Raw genomic sequence first — 17,526 nt, forward strand, 5'->3', positions numbered from 1 at the left:
AAATAAGTAGCATTTTAAATCGAATCCATGTCGAAAGAACAGACAAATGACAATTAAAGACTGACCAAATAAAATATGAAAATGGCTTTTCATGTTTAAATTGGTCAGTATATTAAATATATAATATTATTAAATTAGTCACATTATGGATATAATCTCGTAAAAACATCCTATAATTTCAAATAATAAAATATTTGACCCTATTAGTAGATTTCACCTTTGGGAGGTATCAGCAACAGAGCTATTTAAGCCTGCCGTTTTTGATCCACGCTAAAGCTCATGCAAGAACCCCTGAATGGTTGCGTATTAACTACGAAACCATTCAGGGGTTCTCTCCATCACCTTTTTAATTATTATAATTATACTACATAAGTAAAAACATGGATGGTTTTCCACCTCACACCCGAAACCGCCCAATCAACCCCTGCAGCTCCGCAGCCATGGAGCTGAGCACCGTCGCGGAGGAGACGATCTCCTCCATGCTCGCGTACTGCCCCTCGATGTTGGCGGAGACGTTCTTCGCGCCTGCAGCCATCTGCCCCGCCACCTCGTCGATGGCGCGGATCACGCGAACGGCGACGTGCGTCTTCTCGGAGATCGCCTCCGAGCTCCCCGCCACTTCCTCGATCTGCCGGGCGACCTCGTCCATCGCCGAACGGATGCGCCGGAACGTCGCTCCCGCTTCGCCGACGACCTCAAGCCCCGTCTCCACCTCGCGGCTGCCCGCCTCGGTGGAGCGTATAACGTCCCTCGTCTCCTCCTGGATACTCGTGACGAGAGAAGCCACTTCCTCCGCCGCTGCGCCGGTCTGCATGGACAGCTTGCGGACTTCTTCCGCAACCACGGCAAACCCCTTGCCAGCGGCTCCTGCACGTGCCGCCTCAATCGAAGCATTGAGCGCCAGCATATTCGTCTGCCGCGCAATACCTGCGATCATCGCATTCGCGCCGACGATTTTCTCCGAGCGGCCGCTTAGTCGATCGACCGAGACTGCCAATTCATCCATCTTCCGATGGATAGCTTTCATTTGCCCCATCGCAGTCTCTATCGCGGACGTGCCTTCCCCTGCCTCCTGCTGCGCAAACAGAGATTGCTTATTCGCTGTCTGCGTGACACTAGCAATCTGCGTAACTGCTGCTGACATTTCCTCCATGATGGCCACACCTTGATGTACACTACCTACTTGTGCATCCGTGCCTTGCGAAATGATTTGAATCGTTCCCGTGATCCGCTCGGAAAGCTCACTAACCTGATTGGCATTCGCACTAAGCTCTTCCGAAGCCGCAGCAACTTGCTCGCTGCTACTGCCTACTTGGCAAATCAACCCCTGCAGATTACCTTTCATCTGATTGAAAGCTATAGCCAAATCCTGCAGCTCATCGCGGCTGTTTACCGCAATATCGCCAACGGATAAATCGCAATTCGCGATTCGCTCTGACGCTCTTACCATGGCGCGCACTGGCGCTACAATAGAACGCGAAACCCAAAGCCCTACCACCAGCGCAACGACTAACGCCGCTCCACTCACCCAAATCAACGTCCTTATGGTCGATGATATGGTCTCATGATTTCGCAAAGCCGCCTCGGTTTGAATGCCTGCCTCGAGTTCTTCTATTTTAGCCGCCCCTTGCGTCAAGGTTTCCGTTGTTGGAATCGCCCACTGCATGGCTTCCGCCTTAGCCAAGGACGCATCCCCTTTTTCGCCATAAGCAACAACCTTCTGAGCTAGTCTAGCAAAGGTTTGATTAGCTTCCAGCATTGCCTGGACCGCGGATTTCTTTTCTTCATATCCACCTGCATCACGCATTTTCGCTATGATACCTGCAAGCTCCGCATTCATATCCATTAAACGCTTTTCTCTTTCTTTCGTCGAATCCAGTACATATCCAAATAATAAGCTTGTTTGCATCTGTGTTTTCTCTTTGATTTCTGCAACTTCCTGAAGCAATCTCACATTCGTATCGAACAGCTCGGTGTAGGAATTATCGACTTTTTTTATATACATGTAAGACAACCCGCTCGTAATCCCTACCAGTAAAGAAACGAGAACAAAAGCTCCCACCAGCTTCGTTTGCAGAGACATAAATAAGAGCCGTTTCTTTTTCCTGTCAGTAGCAATGTCTGGTTCTCTGTCTGGTTCTCTGTCTGGTTCGCTGTCTGTTTTATTGCCATTTGTACGCATTGTTCTACTCCCCTCATCCATTCGTAACCGCTTTCATGTCTCTCCACTATAAAAAGCTGCCGATCATGTCGACAGCCTCTTAAGCTTACTTCGAATTCATATATTTCCGCATATCAAACGCTACCGCTGCAACGATGATCACACCTTTGATAATCAACTGCCAGTATGGGCTAATTCCGATGAACGTCAACCCGTAGTTGATAACGCTGAAAATTAATACCCCTGCAAGAACGCCTGGTACCGTACCGATACCACCTGAAGTGGATACACCGCCGACAACGCAAGCCGCGATCGCATCAAGCTCGTACATGTTGCCGTAGTTGTTCGTTGCTCCACCCGTTCTCGCTGCTTCCAATACCCCAGCAAGTCCGTAAAGTGCACCAGCAATACCATAGATGTAGATCAAGTAACGGTTTACGTTAATTCCTGAAACGACAGCAGCATGAATGTTACCACCGATAGCGTACATGTATTTGCCAAGCTTTGTTTTATTAAATACAATCCATACAATGACGGACACAACAAGCGCAAATATTACAATGTAGGGTATCGAGTACGTTGCACTTGAACCAATGGAACCTGTTCCTAAGTTACTGAAATCAGGACGTAGACCACCAATCGGTTGTGATTGATTCGGCTTCATATCGAAGTACAGAGAGTTCGCACCGTATACGGCTACCATCGTACCTAGTGTTGCAATGAATGGAGGAACGCGAAGCTTAGCAACGACAATCCCGTTAATAAGTCCAATCACAAGACCCGCGATGATCGCGATGATGATTGGAATAGCTAAGTTCAGGTGCGGCAGGTCTGGGAAAAATCTTCTGCCATAATCTTGCGTTTGCAGCATAGATGCGGAGATAACCGCCGATAATCCGACAATTCGCCCTGCGGATAAATCCGTTCCGCCTGTAATTAGAATGAACGCTGCTCCCAACGCGATAATGACGCGTGTGGAAGACTGCAATAAAATATCGCGTAGGATACTTACGGATAGAAAGCGTGGATCATAAATCGCGATCCCAATGACTAGAACAACTAGTACGATGTAGATGGCGTATTTGGTAATGAACCCGCTAAAGTCTCTAGATTTCAATGTTTCTGTTTTGGTAGTCATGGTTCTAGGCCCCCTCCATTATGCCATATGCTGTGCAGCAAGGCGCATAATCTCTTCTTCTGTTGCTTTTTTTCCTTCTACAATGCCCGTAAGACGTCCCTCACACATAACCATAATTCGGTCTGACATCCCTAGAAGCTCGGGCATTTCAGAAGAGATCATGATAATACTTTTCCCCTGCTTCGCAAGGTCAGCAATGATGGAGTAAATCTCAAATTTCGCTCCTACGTCAATTCCCCGAGTCGGTTCATCGAGAAGAAGGACATCAGGTTCGGTTAACAACCATCTGGCCAGCAAAACCTTTTGCTGATTACCACCAGACAAGTTCTTAATCAGCGCATGCATATTTGGCGTCTTCACGCGTAGCATTTCAATACTTTGCTTAACTTCTTCTTTACGTTTGGCTTCCTGAATGAAGCCTAATGGATTCATGTACCGTCCCAAATTGGCAATGACCGTGTTCTCCAAAACCGATAGCACAGGGAAAATACCTGTTACGCGGCGTTCTTCTGTCAGCAGGGCAATCTTCTGCTTGATCGCATCCATCGGCGATTTCAACCTGACAGGTTTGCCGTGAATGGAAATGCTTCCTGAAGCAATACCTCTCATCCCGAACAAGGATTCAATCAACTCCGTCCGCTGTGCCCCAACAAGGCCGCCAACACCGAGAATCTCACCCTTTTTCAGCTCAAAAGACACATTCTTGAATGATTTAGGAACGACCGAAGTTAGGTCCTCTACCTTCATCAATACGCCATTTGGCACATTACTGCGCTCAGGGAAACGCTCTTTCAGATCACGTCCAACCATCTTCGAGATGATCATATCTGTCGTAAGCTCGGAAGATGCCCATGTCCCAATTTTGGTGCCATCGCGCATAATCGTAACTTCGTCCGAGATTTCCAGAATCTCTTCCATTTTATGTGAAATATAGATGATCGAAACACCGCGGCTCTTCAGATCGCGAATGATGCGAAACAACTGCTCAACTTCGTTACCCGTAAGCGATGAAGTCGGCTCATCCATAACAATGACTTTCGAATTGAAAGAAACAGCCTTCGCGATTTCAATGGATTGCACTTTGGATACCGATAAGGTACCGACCAGTGTATCCGGCTTAATGTCCATTTGGAGTTGTTTGAACAAACTCTCTGTATCTGTACGCATTTTCTTGTGGTCCACTAATTTCAAAGGTCCGATCCCTTTTAGCGGAAATCTGCCTAACCAGATGTTCTCCATCACATTGCGATGTGGAACAGGGTGAAGCTCTTGATGAATCATGGAAATGCCGTTCGCTAGTGCATCTTTGGAGTTCGTAATCGAAGCTAATTCACCGTTCAGCTTAATTTCTCCACCATCAGGCTTGTAAATGCCGAATAAGCATTTCATGAGCGTCGATTTACCCGCTCCGTTCTCTCCCATCAGCGCATGTACGCTTCCTGGGCGAACTTTGAGGGTGACATTATCCAGCGCTTTGACGCCGGGGAACTCTTTGGAGATTTGATTCATTTCCAATAAATAGTCATGTACAGTCATGGTAACTCCCCCTACAGCTCACGATAATCCCCACAAAGTGAAGCCTTTATTCGAAGCCTATTTCTCTTTATCTTCACGGGTTTCCAAAAAAGGAAGGCAAAAGCGCGATTGTTGCTTAGTTATCGCCTCTCTTGCCCTTTCTCACAATTACTTCGCTTCGTTCATGTTCGCTTTTGTGATTTTTTTGTAGGAAATCCACACGTATTTACCGTCAGTGATATCGTAACCAGTCGTTTCTTTGCTTGGCACTAAACCATTAGCAAGTGCTGTTGCTACGCTAGTTGTTGCCGCACCTTGGTTTTTCGCATCGTTGAGAACTGTTCCTAGAAGCGTTCCATCACTTAGTGCTTGTAGCGCTGGAGCTGTTGCATCTACACCAACGACTGGAAGGAATTTGTTGTCTTTGAAATAGCCTTTTGCTTTCAAAGCTTCGATTGCACCAAGCGCCATGTCATCGTTGTTCGCGAGAACAGCTTCGATTTTGCTTTCGCTGGAAGCTAGGAATGCTGCCATTTTCTCTTGACCTTTAACGCGATCCCACATCGCTGTATCTTCTGCAACTTTTTCTACACCCATACCGGAATCCGTGATAGCTTGAATGGAGAACTTCGTACGAAGCTCAGCATCTTGGTGTCCTGGCTCGCCTTTAAGCATAACGTATTGGATTTTACCGTCTTTGTTTTTGTCAGCTTCTGGGTGAGCTTTGAAGTAGTCTACCAATAGTTGGCCTTCCATGGTTCCGGATTGCTCAGCTTTAGCGCCAACATAGTAAACTTTATCCCATTTCTTCATGTCCGTATCAAGCGGCTCACGGTTCAAGAAGACAACTGGAATGTTTGCTGTTTTGGCTTTATCGATGATAACGCCAGCTGCTGTACGGTCAACGGCGTTGATAGCAAGTGCATTTACTTTTTTCGTGATGAAGAGGTCAACTTTATCGTTTTGTGTTGGTTGGGAGTTTTGGCTGTCTACGATATCAACAGTCGCTTTATCTTTCGCTGCATCTGAAATGGCTGCACGAACGCCGGACATGAACGTATCGTCAAATTTATAGATCGCAACACCGATTGTTGGTTTTTTGCCTGCTGCTGGAGCTGTCGTTGCCGCTGCAGTTGCTGCTGCACCTGTGGAAGCTGCTGGAGCTGTGCTTGCTGCTGGTGTTTCTGTTTTATTTCCACAACCTGCAACGGTTGCAACTAGCGCGCCTGCTACGGCAAGTGTAAGTAATTTTTTCAAGATAAGACCCTCCCTAAAAGGTGTATTGTTTGTTTACATTCCTTACTATAATGGTTCAAAGGGCATAAACAAATGCAATATCCTCATGTCTTCTATCAAAATTCTCATCACTTTTCTTCACTTTATGAATGGGAATAGCAATTTTTGATTGTCTGACCAGAACATATTATTCAAATCAATGGCCTTAATTCCCGTCTCCACGCGCTTGGGCACACTTTTACCCTTCAGAGCATCTACCGCACTTTTCACGCCCAAATAACCGATACTAAACGGATTTTGAATAATCGTTGCTTGAATAACACCCTCTTGGAGCAGCTCTAGCTCCTCTGAGGTACTGTCAAACGTGATGATTTTCACCTTTTCATTCAAATTCCGACTCTGTACCGCACTGGCAACGCCAATCGAGGAAATCTCATTTAGCGCCACAATTCCATCCAGCTCGGGATGTTTGTCAATAATATCATGTGTCAGTTTGGCGGAAAGTTCCCGATCCGTTAAGCTATATACCGTATCAAGTACCTGTACGCCCGGAAACTTCGATATTTCGTCCAAAAGCCCTTTTTCCCGCAGCTCCGTATTGCGCTCCCCTTTGCGGAAGCTCATAATGGCAATTTGCCCACTCGTTCCGATCAGTTTAATCAATTGTCGCCCTGCTAGTTGACCTGCCTCATAATTATTCGCCCCAATAAAACTGCGCACATTCTTCGTCTCTACCTCAGAATCGACCGTAATGACTGGAATATGCGCTTCACCCGCTTCATCCACGATAGGAGAAAGCTCCTTATAGTCATTAGCGGCTAAGACAATCGCGTCCGGCGAGCTGGCAATAGACTGCTCCAACAAGGCAATCTGCCCCTTCACATCGGCCTCATCACCCGGTGCTCGGAAGTCGAGCGTCACATCAAACTCCTTCGCCGCGACCTCTGCCCCCAACTTAACGGTTTTCCAATAGTCGCCTTCTTGACTGCGGAGAACGACCTCTAGGTGCTTCTTTTGCTCAGTTGGCAAAGTTTCCACACTTTCCGTGCAGGAGGAAATCGAGAGAAGAGCGACGAGAAGAGCAATCATTAGTGGTTTCCATCTCATTCTTCACTCCCCCCTTCGCCATCTAGAATAGCTGGAATCGTAATTCGGACCGTCGTTCCTTCTTCCAGCTCACTACTCACATGCACTCCATAGTCCATGCCAAAATAAAGCTGAATCCGCTCATTCACATTTCGCAAACCGACACCTGATCCCTTGTCACTTTTCACCTGGCCGTTCATAATACTTTTCAGCGTTTCCTCTGACATCCCAACCCCATTATCTCGAATCTCGAAGAGAATCTTCCCATGATCCATCGAGACGATGAGCTCAATCAATCCTTCATCCACCATGTACTCGATCCCGTGATAAAGCGCATTTTCCACAAAAGGCTGTAGAATCAACTTGAGCGTTTTGTAAGGAAGCACCTCTTCCGAGACATGGATCTCATACTCAAACTTGTCCTTATATCTCATCTTCTGAATGATCAAATAGTTGCGAATATGCTCGATTTCTTCCCCGATCGTAATAATGTTCTTGCCCTTGCTGAGCGATATCCGGAAGAACTTCGACAGCGATGTGATCGTCGTCACAACCTCTTCCGTCCTCCCGTTGCCAACCATTCGCACAACCGAATTGAGTGTATTGTATAAAAAATGCGGATTAATCTGCGATTGGAGAACCTCTAGCTCATTCTTCCGCTTAATCTCTTGCTCTTCAATACTCTGATCCATCAGTTCGCGAACCCTCGACACCATCAAATTGAAGCGCCGCGAGAGCTGCTCGACTTCATCGGCCCCTCGCACATGAATATACGTGTCGAAATGCCCCTTCTCCACCATTTCCATAGACTTCTTTAGACGTTTAATCGGCTGGGAAATACGGGCAGACATGAACGAGGAAATTAACAAAATGAAGAACAACACGATCACTAACAACCAAATCATGAATGTCGAAATTTCCTTGCGCGTCGTCACAATTTCATCGAGATACGATACCCCGATAATTTTCCACCCGATGTTATTAACGGTCCGCACAACGTTTAACCGCGACTCCCCTTCACTCTCATCCATATATCGACCATATGAGAATTTAAGGGCTTGCTCTACATTCTCATACTTCAGACCAATATAAATCAGCTGTTGCTGCGGATGATACACAATGCTGCCTGCAGAATCATCAATGATGTAGACATAACCCTTATTACCGAGCGATACCGTACGAAACACATCGTCCAATGTCTTGAAATTAATATCCACCAAAATAACTGCATTCACCAAGTTCCCATTTTGCTCAATCGTGACCCCTTTACTCATAGAGACCACCCACTTATAGGGATCTTTGAATAGGTTCTGGATATGCGGTAAGGAAAACGTAAGATGATTCGGGTTATCTAGGGCAGACCGAAACCACGGCTGCTCGAGCAGCCGTGTATTTTTGCGCATCTCTGTCGTTGGTACACCGGTAACCAATCCGCCATCCGCGGTAAATAGATGAATAGATACAATGTCCTCACGCGTACTCGCGATTGTATCTAGCTGTTCGAGCAGCTTGTCCGACGGGATGCCGCGGCTCCTGGCAATTTTGGCATCAACGACTTCGAACGTATCTGACATCCCCTTAATGTACTGCTCCAGATTGAATTGCACTTGCTCAATGACCTGGGCCGTACTTAGAAAGGCGCTCTCCTCTGCTGTTTTGGCAAATTTATTATAGAGCACCAAGGAGACAACAAGCATGACGGTTACGGTAATAAGAATGAATGACATGGTTATGGTAAACTGAATACTTTTTACCCGCATCGTATCGAGCATGACGTTATATAAAGCTTTCAGCAGCGTACTCACTCTGCGTTTCAAAGCACTTCTACCCCCTTCTAGTCCTACAGCCCTTTGGCGCTGTTATTGCGATACTCCTTCGGGGAAACGCCCACATTTTTGCGAAAGGAGAAGGAGAAATAATTCGCATCCGCATAGCCCACCTTTTCAGCGATTTCTAACGCCTTCATATCCGTTGAACGCAAGAGCTCTTTCGCCGCTTCCATCCGAATGTGGTTCAAATAGTTTACGAAGGTCATTTTGGTTTCTTTTTTGAAAATGGAACTGAAATAACCCGCGCTAATATGCAGATGTCCGCACACTTTATTAATCGTGATATCACCTTCATGATAGTGGGTCTTCGTATAATCTTTCGCTAGATCCACGAGGTTTTTATACGTATACTGACGATCGGTGGCAATGTGACTCATCATGCTCGCACAGAGCTCGACCAACCAATGTTTCGCTTCCTCCAAGGAAGTGAACTTATTAATCTCCGTAAACGGGATAAAACTCTCGCCAAATACCTCGTCAACATTTAGGTTCGAGTCCTTGGCTGCTTTGAGAATACAAGTAAGAATTTCAAGCAGATAAATCTGATAATCCTTCACAGACACACCGGCCTCGATGCCTTGAAACAGCTCATCAATCGTCTCCCGGATCTCTTGTGATGTGCCTACCTTAATACAGCGGGTCAATGCATGTTCCTTCACATCATCGAAGCGAATCTTATCCACGCTGCGCTTCTCCACATCATCAATGTATATCATCCGGTTACTGCCCAGAATCAGTCTGTAATCGAGAGAAAGCACAGCATCCTCATACGAATAGCTAATTTTCGTAACGTCCTTCATCACACTGCCGATCCCAACAGTAAGGGTGAATTTCAAATATTTTTCCACACTCTGCCGAATTTCTTCCAGCACCCTCATCGTCTCCTGCAGCGCTGCCTCCTTGTCCCTATTCTCTCTCGCCGCTAGCAACACTACCTGATCATCATGCATGAAAACGAGACCGAGGCCACGCTTGCCCGCAATTTCTTCGGAAATATTTAAGAGGGCGAAATATTTCAACGCCTGATCCTCCGAATACTTCAAAGATATCGACTTCGACAGTTCCTCCCGATTCTCCACATCTTCTTCCGAAATAAACACACCATCGATGCTCAAAACGGCCACCACATAGCTATTCCCGCTGAGCTCAATGCCATAGTTGGCTGCCTTCTCAAACACCTCGTCTCGAGGAAGCTTCCGATTCATTAATGTCGCTAAGAAATTCTCCTTCAGTACGGGCATACTCTTGCGGTAATGCTCTTTAAGCAACTGCACATCCTTCCGATGCGCAACCTCTTCTTGCACCTGAGCCTTCACCTTCAGCAAAGCGTTCACCAGCTCTTGTGCGGAAAAAGGCTTCAGCACATATTCATCAATATGCAGCTTAATCGCCCGTTGGGCATACTCAAATTCATCATGTCCGGTCAGGATGATGAGCTTAATCGTGGGAAAGCGCTCTCTAATGGCCTCAGCAAGCTGCAAGCCATTCATGAAAGGCATTTGAATATCCGTCACAACCACATCCGGCTGCAGACGCTCCACCATTTCCAGCGCTTCTTTCCCATTCTCCGCCTTATCGACAACTTCAAAGCCAATCGCTTCCCAATTTATTTCACGGACGACACCTTCGCGTACATCCTCTTCATCATCTACTAACAGCAGCTTGTACATGCTTGACCTCCCTGGCTCCCCATATTAGAAGCATCCACTTAACGTTACGAATGATCACCATCATTGTACTCACTGGCTACCCATTATACAAATAGAATTCGAGAGACGCGCGAGGTACATTCAAATAAACCCATCATTTGTTCCATAGTCCGATTTGGCCGAACTACTTCCACTCTCAGTGCCAACAATCCTCCTCCATTAGTCCGAATTAATCGATCTAAATCGCCCCAACTAACCTACTCCCGCAAAAAGTGGACATTTAGTTCGGGGGAATCGGACTATATACACTTTTCCCCATGGAATCCGCGATTTAGTTTGGAAAAGTCGGACTATCGTCATTGAATAATGAAGGGTAAGCTTCGCAACTCTTTACTCTGCTAACAGTCGCAAATGAATAGTTGGTAAATAACACCTGTTGGATGGTAAAATTAGATGACGTATATGTAAATCCTGACACTTCAGCTACTCTTGCGAACCAACAACAGCATTCCTTCACATCATTCATTATTCAGGAGGTTAACGACTTGAACATTGCACCCATTTCACGCATCGCATCTCGCATTCAAGAAAACGTTGGTCACGTTATTATAGGCAAAAACGATACCATCGAGCTCCTCGTCATCGCACTCATCGCTTCTGGTCACGTCCTGCTCGAAGATGTACCCGGCACTGGTAAGACCCAGCTGGCCAAGGCATTAGCCCGCTCCCTCCATGGCTCCATGAAGCGGATCCAGTTCACGCCTGACTTGCTGCCGTCCGATGTAAGCGGCATCAATTTCTTCAACCAGAAGCTGGGCGAATTCGAATTCCGCCCAGGGCCGCTCTTCGCGCACATCGTGCTCGCCGATGAGATTAACCGCGCGACGCCGCGCACACAATCCAGCTTGCTGGAGAGCATGGAGGAGCGCCAGGTTAGCATCGACGGGGAAACGCGCAAGCTCGAAGCGCCGTTCCTCGTCATTGCCACGCAGAACCCTGTCGAGAACCAGGGGACCTTTCCTTTGCCGGAAGCGCAGCTCGACCGCTTCCTGATGAAGCTGTCCCTCGGCTACCCGACGGCAGCCGAGCAGGTCTTGATCTTGCAGCGTTACCAGCAGCAAGATCCACTGGATGCGCTGCTGCCGGTCGTGAGCCGCGCGGAGCTGCTCGAAGCGCAGCTCCTGTTCCCGCAGGTGCGCGTCAGCGACGAGCTGCTGCACTACATCGTGCAGCTCGCGGAAGCGACGCGCACGCATGCGGACGCTGCGCTCGGCGTCAGCCCGCGCGGCGTGCGCGCCTTGATGAAGGCAGCGCAGGTGTATGCCGCGCTGCGCGGCCGCGATTACGTGCTGCCGGACGACGTCAAGGCGCTGGCTGCGCCCGTCTGGGCGCATCGCATTCTTCTGCGCACGCGCTCGCGCCAGCAAGATCAGCAAGTGCTTGCACTGCTGAAGAGCATCCTTGCCGCTACCCCCGTTCCTACGGAAGTGAAGATGGGGTAGCGGACGGATGAGCATAAGCTGGATAGTCATTATCGCTGCCGCTCTCTTCTTTCTCCAGTTTCAGTTTTTCGCTCGCTGGGGGTTTCGTGGACTTCGCATAGAACGGAACTTTGATACCACACATTGCCATGTCGGCGATGATATTCTCATGATTGAAACCATCGTGAATCGTAAGCTTGCGCCGATTCCCTGGCTGCGCTTGGAATCAACGATTCATGCCGGTCTCCACTTCACGCAAATGAATAATCTGGAAGTGAGCAGCGGCTCCCTCTTTCAGAACCATCGTAGTCTATTCAGCCTCATGCCCTATACCCGCATCGTGCGGCGCCATGGTGTGCATGCAGCGAAACGCGGTTGGTACAAGCTCGAAACCATCGCCGCAACGATGGGGGATTTCGTCGGTTTACAAGCTGCCTCTACTACGCACCGCATACATGTAGAGCTTCTAGTTTACCCGCGTCTGGTGAATCGCGACGACATTCCGCTCCTCTCCAGCCGGTGGCAAGGCGATGTAACGGTTCAGCGCTGGATTATGCCTGATCCATTCCTCGTCTCCGGTGCAAGGGAATACCGCTATGGCGATACAATGAACAGTATTCATTGGAAAGCAACGGCACGCAGTCAGCGGCTTCAAGTCTACAACCGTGAATTTACGGCAGATCCTCGATTACTTATTGTCGTTAACAGTCAAGTGACCGAAACGATGTGGGACGCCGTGACCGACCCTGAACTTGTCGAGAAAGCCCTCTCCTACGCGGCAACATTAGCCGAACATGCTGTTAGCCGAGGGGTTCCTGTCGGTTTTGGCTATAACGGTTGGCTGCTGAATGAACCGGGTATTCCCGTGTACTGCGCGCCTGAAGGCGGCTGGGGACAATTGGAGCATCTATTTCAAACGATGGCGAAGCTCGCGATCTCTTGTGCCCGTTCCTGTGAGGATTTTCTTGATTACGGCATCGAGGTGGAAGGTGAGGCGTTGGATATCATCCTGCTAACGGCTTTCGTTTCTGAAGGAATGGCGCGCAGCATCGAACGACTTGAAGCAGCTGGACATTCGGTCTTCCTTGTTCCCTTACAACATAATCTGCTGGACCTCGGTGATAAGGAGGCGGCTCCATCTGATGCTCAAGCCCTTGCTTAATCAAACGAATTCCCCGCCTTCTCGTCTATCCTACATTCTGCGAGGAAGCGGCATGGCACTCTTATTTGCTATCGTCGAGCTGGTTATCTTTGCTCCGCTAGTTACGTTATCTCAAGTTTATGTCCTCGATAGCGCGCTTGCGCTAACTTGCATTCAATTGTTACTCTGCTTCCTGATTGGTGCTTATGTGGGACAATTCAAGTGGCTCTCTCGCATAGGCTACGAGATCCTTGTCTGCGTAGCCGCAGGTTACGGATTATCCTATATTTTTCAAATGGAACCCTTGCACGTTGCTTTAAGCGCAGCCATTAGTGTACTACTCGTCTACCGAGGGATTCGTTATGCCAAGAATGGCTGGTTCTCCCTTTATCCAGCTGGGGTATTCGTGATCTCTGGCGTGATGTACTTCATTGGTGTTCCCATTATGACCCGCGTAGCGATTATGCTTCCTTACAAAATAACCCTAAACGGACTTGGATTCGCCACGCTCATCCTTTTCTTCTTTATCACGAATCGTACACAGCTTCTTGTCGCTACCTTAGCAGGGAATGATCGGGCTGCCGCTTCGTCGTTATCTCAAACCGTGAAACGTTCCAGTCGCATTTGGCTAATCGGCTTTATTGCGGTTATTGCTGCCGTCGCATACTTTCAGCAAGTTAAACAAGCCCTCTTGCACCTTATGCGTGGCATCCTAGCTTGGCTTCTGGGATTGATGGCGTCTGAAGAAGCACCTGCTGTGCCTGAACCCAGCCCTTCCGCACCGCCTCCCATGGAACTTCCGCCAACTGCACCGCATGAGCCAAGTTGGTTTGGAATTCTCATGCAGTATGTTGTGCAAATTGTCGGGTATGTGTTGGTCATTGCACTCATTCTCGGCTGTCTCTATCTCATTCTAATGAAGCTTGCACCATTGCTTCTCTCGTTCATCCGGCGCTTTTGGAAGCGATCGTTACAACGGGAACAAGGAGATACAACTGACGGGTATACCGATGAGAAAGAAACCCTTCTCGATTGGCGAGAGCTTCCTAACTTATGGTGGCGCAAAGCAAGCTCTAAGCTATGGTCAACATCCAATCGCGAGCCATCTTGGTCGCAGCTTGTGAACAATCAGGAGCGTATTCGCTATCTATATCGTCTGTTGATTGGGCAAGCAAGCAGGGGTGGCTACACGTTCAAACGCGCATTAACACCCAACGAAACAGGTTGGGAGCTCACGCACCAAACACAGCTTGCAGAAACTTCTGTTCACGCGCTTACTACGGCTTATAATCGGGTGAGATATGGACGAGAAGCGATCTCAGATGAGGAACTTGCTCAAGTGCTTCAAACCATTGATCCGAGCATTCGGAGCCAGTTGAAATGAGATAAGCCTACCCTAAGAGACACCTCTTTATTTCCAAATGGTACAAAGAACAAGCTTCTTCCTGGGCTTGCTTACTCTCGTTTTGAAAATAACCGTCACATATTTTCAGAAATTGGCATATACATAATTGTTTGAATACATTCGATTGAGGTGGTTTTGAGATGTTAGCATTAAAAACCGGATCAGAAAAAGAAGAAGTGCTTCACACGCTTAACGAAATGGGCTTGGATCAAATCGCGAGATGGATCCTCGTATTACCTGAAGACAGGTGGGAAAGCATGTTTCTCTCGACATGGCCAACACTTGCCAAAAAATGCGGCTTTCACAGATAGCTGCTTTTACATACAGAGAAGCGGATGAAGGCAAGAGTTAATTTATAAAACGCTCTACACCATCTCGGTGCAGAGCGTTATTTTTTTACCATATTCCTTGTGAGTTACTTCCATATCCGTTTGATCCCATACTATTTTTTCTATTCTCCTACCAACCTAACTTGCAAAAGCAATGAAAGCCATAGAAATCCTTGTAATCTGCATGTTTAGCGTGCCCTTTCACCTTCATTTAAAGGATTGTTCCTATAGGAAAGAGAATCTAATAAAGAACGATCTCATGATCAACTCGAAGGAGGATCACCCGTTTGAAGTCCGTCACTGTCAAAGATTTAGTTGAACGCTTTTCGCTCGAGATTCTTGCTGGCCATTCGGAGCTCCACCGTCCTATTACCAAAACAAAGGCACACCGCCCTGGTTTGGAATTCGTCGGTTATTTTGAATATTTCCCACAAGCGCATGTGCAGCTATTAGGTCGCAAAGAAATCACCTACCTGCATAAGCTCAGCGAAAATGAAAGAAATTTGCACATCGGTAATATTGTCAAATATCACCCGCCTTGTTTCGTCGTAACGAGAAGCCAAGAGGGCTTGAAATACTTAAAGAAATACTGCGAAGAAGAGCGAATCCCCCTTCTTCGCACGAGCGCCCCTACAAGCAAATTCCAGGACTTGGTTGATTTGTTTTTGAGCAAATCACTAGCACAGGAAATAGCCGTCCACGGGGTCTGCGTCAACGTTTCAGGGATCGGCATCCTGCTGCGCGGAAAGTCCGGGGTTGGCAAGAGCGAAACCGCACACACGTTGATCCGCAGAGGCCATCGCCTAGTCGCCGATGATATCGTGGTGCTCAAGAAGATTAGCCCCGAAACGCTGCTCGGCACGCACAACGGCAAAACAAAGGAATTCCTCGCACTGCGCAGCGTTGGACTCATTAATGTCTCACGGCTTTATGGCCGCAAGGCTTTTCAAGATGAGACACGCATCGTGCTCGATATCGAGCTGACGAAGTGGCAGGAGCACGCTCTGAACAATGACTTAGAGTTAGAGCCTACATTTACCGATTATATGGACATTTCTATTCCCCATATTGAGATTCAGCTACAACCCGGACGTGATGTAGCCGGTCTTATCGAAGCTGCCGCCAATAGCTGGTATCTGCGTCAACAAGGTTACAGTGCAGCCGAAGAATTCATGCAACGGCTGCAATCCGACACAGACTAGGCTGCTGCGCTCCCTATATGGTTTTTGCACATACCGTCCCAAAACCTCCCCTCGGCTCGAAAGCTGTTAGCGGAGGTGTTTTTATGTTCTCAAAAATGAAAATAACAATTATAGCTTTTGGACTAGCTATCCTGATGCTCTGTGGCTGGACCACGTATGCGGCAACTTCATCCAGTGTGGCAACTTCTACATCAATTCAAGGCAAACTAGCAGCGCTGACGGCAGATACGATTACTTTACATACAGACACTGGTAATCAAACCGTCTCTTTGGCTTCTTCCGTCTGGGTATACCTGAATGACGAGAAAGCTCAGTTAAGCGATTTAAAGACGGGGAGCGAGGTTGAAATCATTCTGAATAACAAGAAACAGGCCGCTTATGTTAAAGGATCTTCAGAGAGCGCAATCGCTTCTGAAACCGAACAGTCTGTATCTCCCGTTCCGACGGAGTCGCCTGTACCCAATCAAGTACCTGTCCCGGGTACAGCAGCTCCGAGCCCATCTGCAAGTCCACCCCCTTCGCCTACGGTGGTGGATAAACAGCCAGAAGCTTCCCCGGCAGGTCAACGTTCTAACCTGAAGGATGTCGATCTGAGTGTAGATGGGCAGCATTTCAACTTTCATTTAAAGCAATCCAAGGGAGCACAAGGTTCACAGTATGATCTGAGTATCCAGTCTCCACATGCCGGCAGAGTTCATCTCACAGGAGCGCAGGCTCAAGCATGGGTATCCAAACTGCTAGGTTCTATTGACCTCACTGCCGCTGATGCTAAGCAAGTACTAAGCGAGCGGCTCGCCGAACAATACAATCTCGACGCCGATAAAATGAATGTTCATTTGAATGTACATGCCGATGACAAAGATGACAGCAAAGAACATGACAAGAAAGATCACAAGCAACCGCCAAGAGACAAAAAAAACAATGATAAAAAGCCCGGTAACAACAATAACCGTGACGAATAGAAAAAACCAGTTAACTTCCGATTTGCGGATGTTAACTGGTTTTTTTGCAGGTGCCCCCAAACGCGCCAAACTGATTAGTTTAGCTCAGTGAATCTCGGCCTCTCTGGACCGGACACAGACAAGAGATCTCCGCACTACAACGTTATTGGTAAATTTTGAATATGTAAGAAGCTGGCCCTGGCGCATTTGTAATAACTGGAAAATGTATTCCGGGAAATCTTCTCAAAATTTCGATTTAACTGTAAAACATGTAGGTAAAACTGCCTCTTGTGGTCAAACCAGTCTAATTGGTTAAGATTAACTGTAGATTCTCCAGGCCTGTTGATTAACCAAAAAAAGGTAGCCAAAAAGGCCGCTCATTCGGTATGGTATTTGTACCCCTACAAACACCC

13 protein-coding genes are annotated in these 17,526 nt (G+C 47.6%); 6 read left to right on the top strand and 7 right to left on the bottom strand.

Annotated elements, in window-relative coordinates:
• Window positions 1-397: 397 nt before the first annotated feature.
• The 7 genes from A8708_RS01255 to A8708_RS01285 form a co-directional block, all read right to left on the bottom strand.
• Window positions 398-2,182: a methyl-accepting chemotaxis protein gene (locus A8708_RS01255; RefSeq protein ID WP_167355841.1), complete on the bottom strand. Its 1,785-nt coding sequence runs from the start codon at window positions 2,180-2,182 to the stop codon at window positions 398-400.
• 85 nt (window positions 2,183-2,267) lie between these two features.
• Window positions 2,268-3,299, bottom strand: a complete 1,032-nt coding sequence (gene mglC, locus A8708_RS01260) for a galactose/methyl galactoside ABC transporter permease MglC (RefSeq protein ID WP_068661726.1) — start codon at window positions 3,297-3,299, stop codon at window positions 2,268-2,270.
• Window positions 3,300-3,317: 18 nt separating this feature from the next.
• Complete coding sequence (locus A8708_RS01265; RefSeq protein WP_068661727.1) at window positions 3,318-4,835, bottom strand: sugar ABC transporter ATP-binding protein; 1,518 nt, start codon at window positions 4,833-4,835, stop codon at window positions 3,318-3,320.
• 147 nt (window positions 4,836-4,982) lie between these two features.
• Window positions 4,983-6,074 (bottom strand): galactose ABC transporter substrate-binding protein, encoded by a 1,092-nt coding sequence (locus tag A8708_RS01270; RefSeq protein ID WP_068661728.1) that lies wholly within the window; start codon window positions 6,072-6,074, stop codon window positions 4,983-4,985.
• Window positions 6,075-6,188: 114 nt separating this feature from the next.
• The gene (locus tag A8708_RS01275; RefSeq protein ID WP_068661729.1) at window positions 6,189-7,157 is read right to left on the bottom strand and encodes a substrate-binding domain-containing protein; all 969 of its coding nucleotides are present in this window, start codon (window positions 7,155-7,157) and stop codon (window positions 6,189-6,191) included.
• Window positions 7,154-8,908 (bottom strand): histidine kinase, encoded by a 1,755-nt coding sequence (locus A8708_RS01280; RefSeq protein ID WP_082927202.1) that lies wholly within the window; start codon window positions 8,906-8,908, stop codon window positions 7,154-7,156. The genes A8708_RS01275 and A8708_RS01280 overlap by 4 nt, the downstream gene beginning before the upstream one ends.
• A gap of 68 nt (window positions 8,909-8,976) precedes the next feature.
• Entirely contained in the window at window positions 8,977-10,635 is a 1,659-nt protein-coding gene (locus A8708_RS01285) for a response regulator (RefSeq protein WP_068661731.1), read from the bottom strand.
• A gap of 524 nt (window positions 10,636-11,159) precedes the next feature.
• Between A8708_RS01285 and A8708_RS01290 the strand changes: the two genes are divergently transcribed.
• From A8708_RS01290 to A8708_RS01310, 6 genes are all read left to right on the top strand, one after another.
• Window positions 11,160-12,116 carry an AAA family ATPase gene (locus tag A8708_RS01290; RefSeq protein ID WP_068661732.1) on the top strand — a complete coding sequence of 319 codons (957 nt, stop codon included), beginning with the start codon at window positions 11,160-11,162 and terminating at the stop codon, window positions 12,114-12,116.
• A 7-nt stretch (window positions 12,117-12,123) separates the two neighbouring features.
• Window positions 12,124-13,257 (top strand): DUF58 domain-containing protein, encoded by a 1,134-nt coding sequence (locus A8708_RS01295; protein ID WP_068661733.1) that lies wholly within the window; start codon window positions 12,124-12,126, stop codon window positions 13,255-13,257.
• Window positions 13,238-14,620: a DUF4129 domain-containing protein gene (locus A8708_RS01300; protein WP_068661734.1), complete on the top strand. Its 1,383-nt coding sequence runs from the start codon at window positions 13,238-13,240 to the stop codon at window positions 14,618-14,620. The genes A8708_RS01295 and A8708_RS01300 overlap by 20 nt, the downstream gene beginning before the upstream one ends.
• A gap of 161 nt (window positions 14,621-14,781) precedes the next feature.
• Entirely contained in the window at window positions 14,782-14,952 is a 171-nt protein-coding gene (locus A8708_RS35190) for a hypothetical protein (RefSeq protein WP_157264501.1), read from the top strand.
• 305 nt (window positions 14,953-15,257) lie between these two features.
• Complete coding sequence (hprK, locus tag A8708_RS01305) at window positions 15,258-16,172, top strand: HPr(Ser) kinase/phosphatase (RefSeq protein ID WP_068661735.1); 915 nt, start codon at window positions 15,258-15,260, stop codon at window positions 16,170-16,172.
• A 95-nt stretch (window positions 16,173-16,267) separates the two neighbouring features.
• Window positions 16,268-17,134, top strand: coding sequence for a hypothetical protein (locus A8708_RS01310; RefSeq protein ID WP_204787447.1), 867 nt, complete (start codon window positions 16,268-16,270; stop codon window positions 17,132-17,134).
• The last annotated feature ends 392 nt before the right edge of the window (window positions 17,135-17,526 follow it).

The organism is Paenibacillus oryzisoli, assembly GCF_001653565.1.
Lineage (GTDB): Bacteria > Bacillota > Bacilli > Paenibacillales > NBRC-103111 > Paenibacillus_E > Paenibacillus_E oryzisoli.

Excerpts from the sequence above, each read along its gene's own strand:
- A8708_RS01255 (WP_167355841.1), bottom strand. The coding sequence starts at position 2,182 with ATGCGTACAAATGGCAATAAAACAGACAGCGAACCAGACAGAGAACCA.
- mglC (WP_068661726.1), bottom strand. The coding sequence starts at position 3,299 with ATGACTACCAAAACAGAAACATTGAAATCTAGAGACTTTAGCGGGTTC.
- A8708_RS01265 (WP_068661727.1), bottom strand. The coding sequence starts at position 4,835 with ATGACTGTACATGACTATTTATTGGAAATGAATCAAATCTCCAAAGAG.
- A8708_RS01275 (WP_068661729.1), bottom strand. The coding sequence starts at position 7,157 with ATGAGATGGAAACCACTAATGATTGCTCTTCTCGTCGCTCTTCTCTCG.
- A8708_RS01280 (WP_082927202.1), bottom strand. The coding sequence starts at position 8,908 with ATGCTCGATACGATGCGGGTAAAAAGTATTCAGTTTACCATAACCATG.
- A8708_RS01285 (WP_068661731.1), bottom strand. The coding sequence starts at position 10,635 with ATGTACAAGCTGCTGTTAGTAGATGATGAAGAGGATGTACGCGAAGGT.
- A8708_RS01295 (WP_068661733.1), top strand. The coding sequence starts at position 12,124 with ATGAGCATAAGCTGGATAGTCATTATCGCTGCCGCTCTCTTCTTTCTC.
- A8708_RS01300 (WP_068661734.1), top strand. The coding sequence starts at position 13,238 with ATGCTCAAGCCCTTGCTTAATCAAACGAATTCCCCGCCTTCTCGTCTA.
- A8708_RS35190 (WP_157264501.1), top strand. The coding sequence starts at position 14,782 with ATGTTAGCATTAAAAACCGGATCAGAAAAAGAAGAAGTGCTTCACACG.
- A8708_RS01310 (WP_204787447.1), top strand. The coding sequence starts at position 16,268 with ATGAAAATAACAATTATAGCTTTTGGACTAGCTATCCTGATGCTCTGT.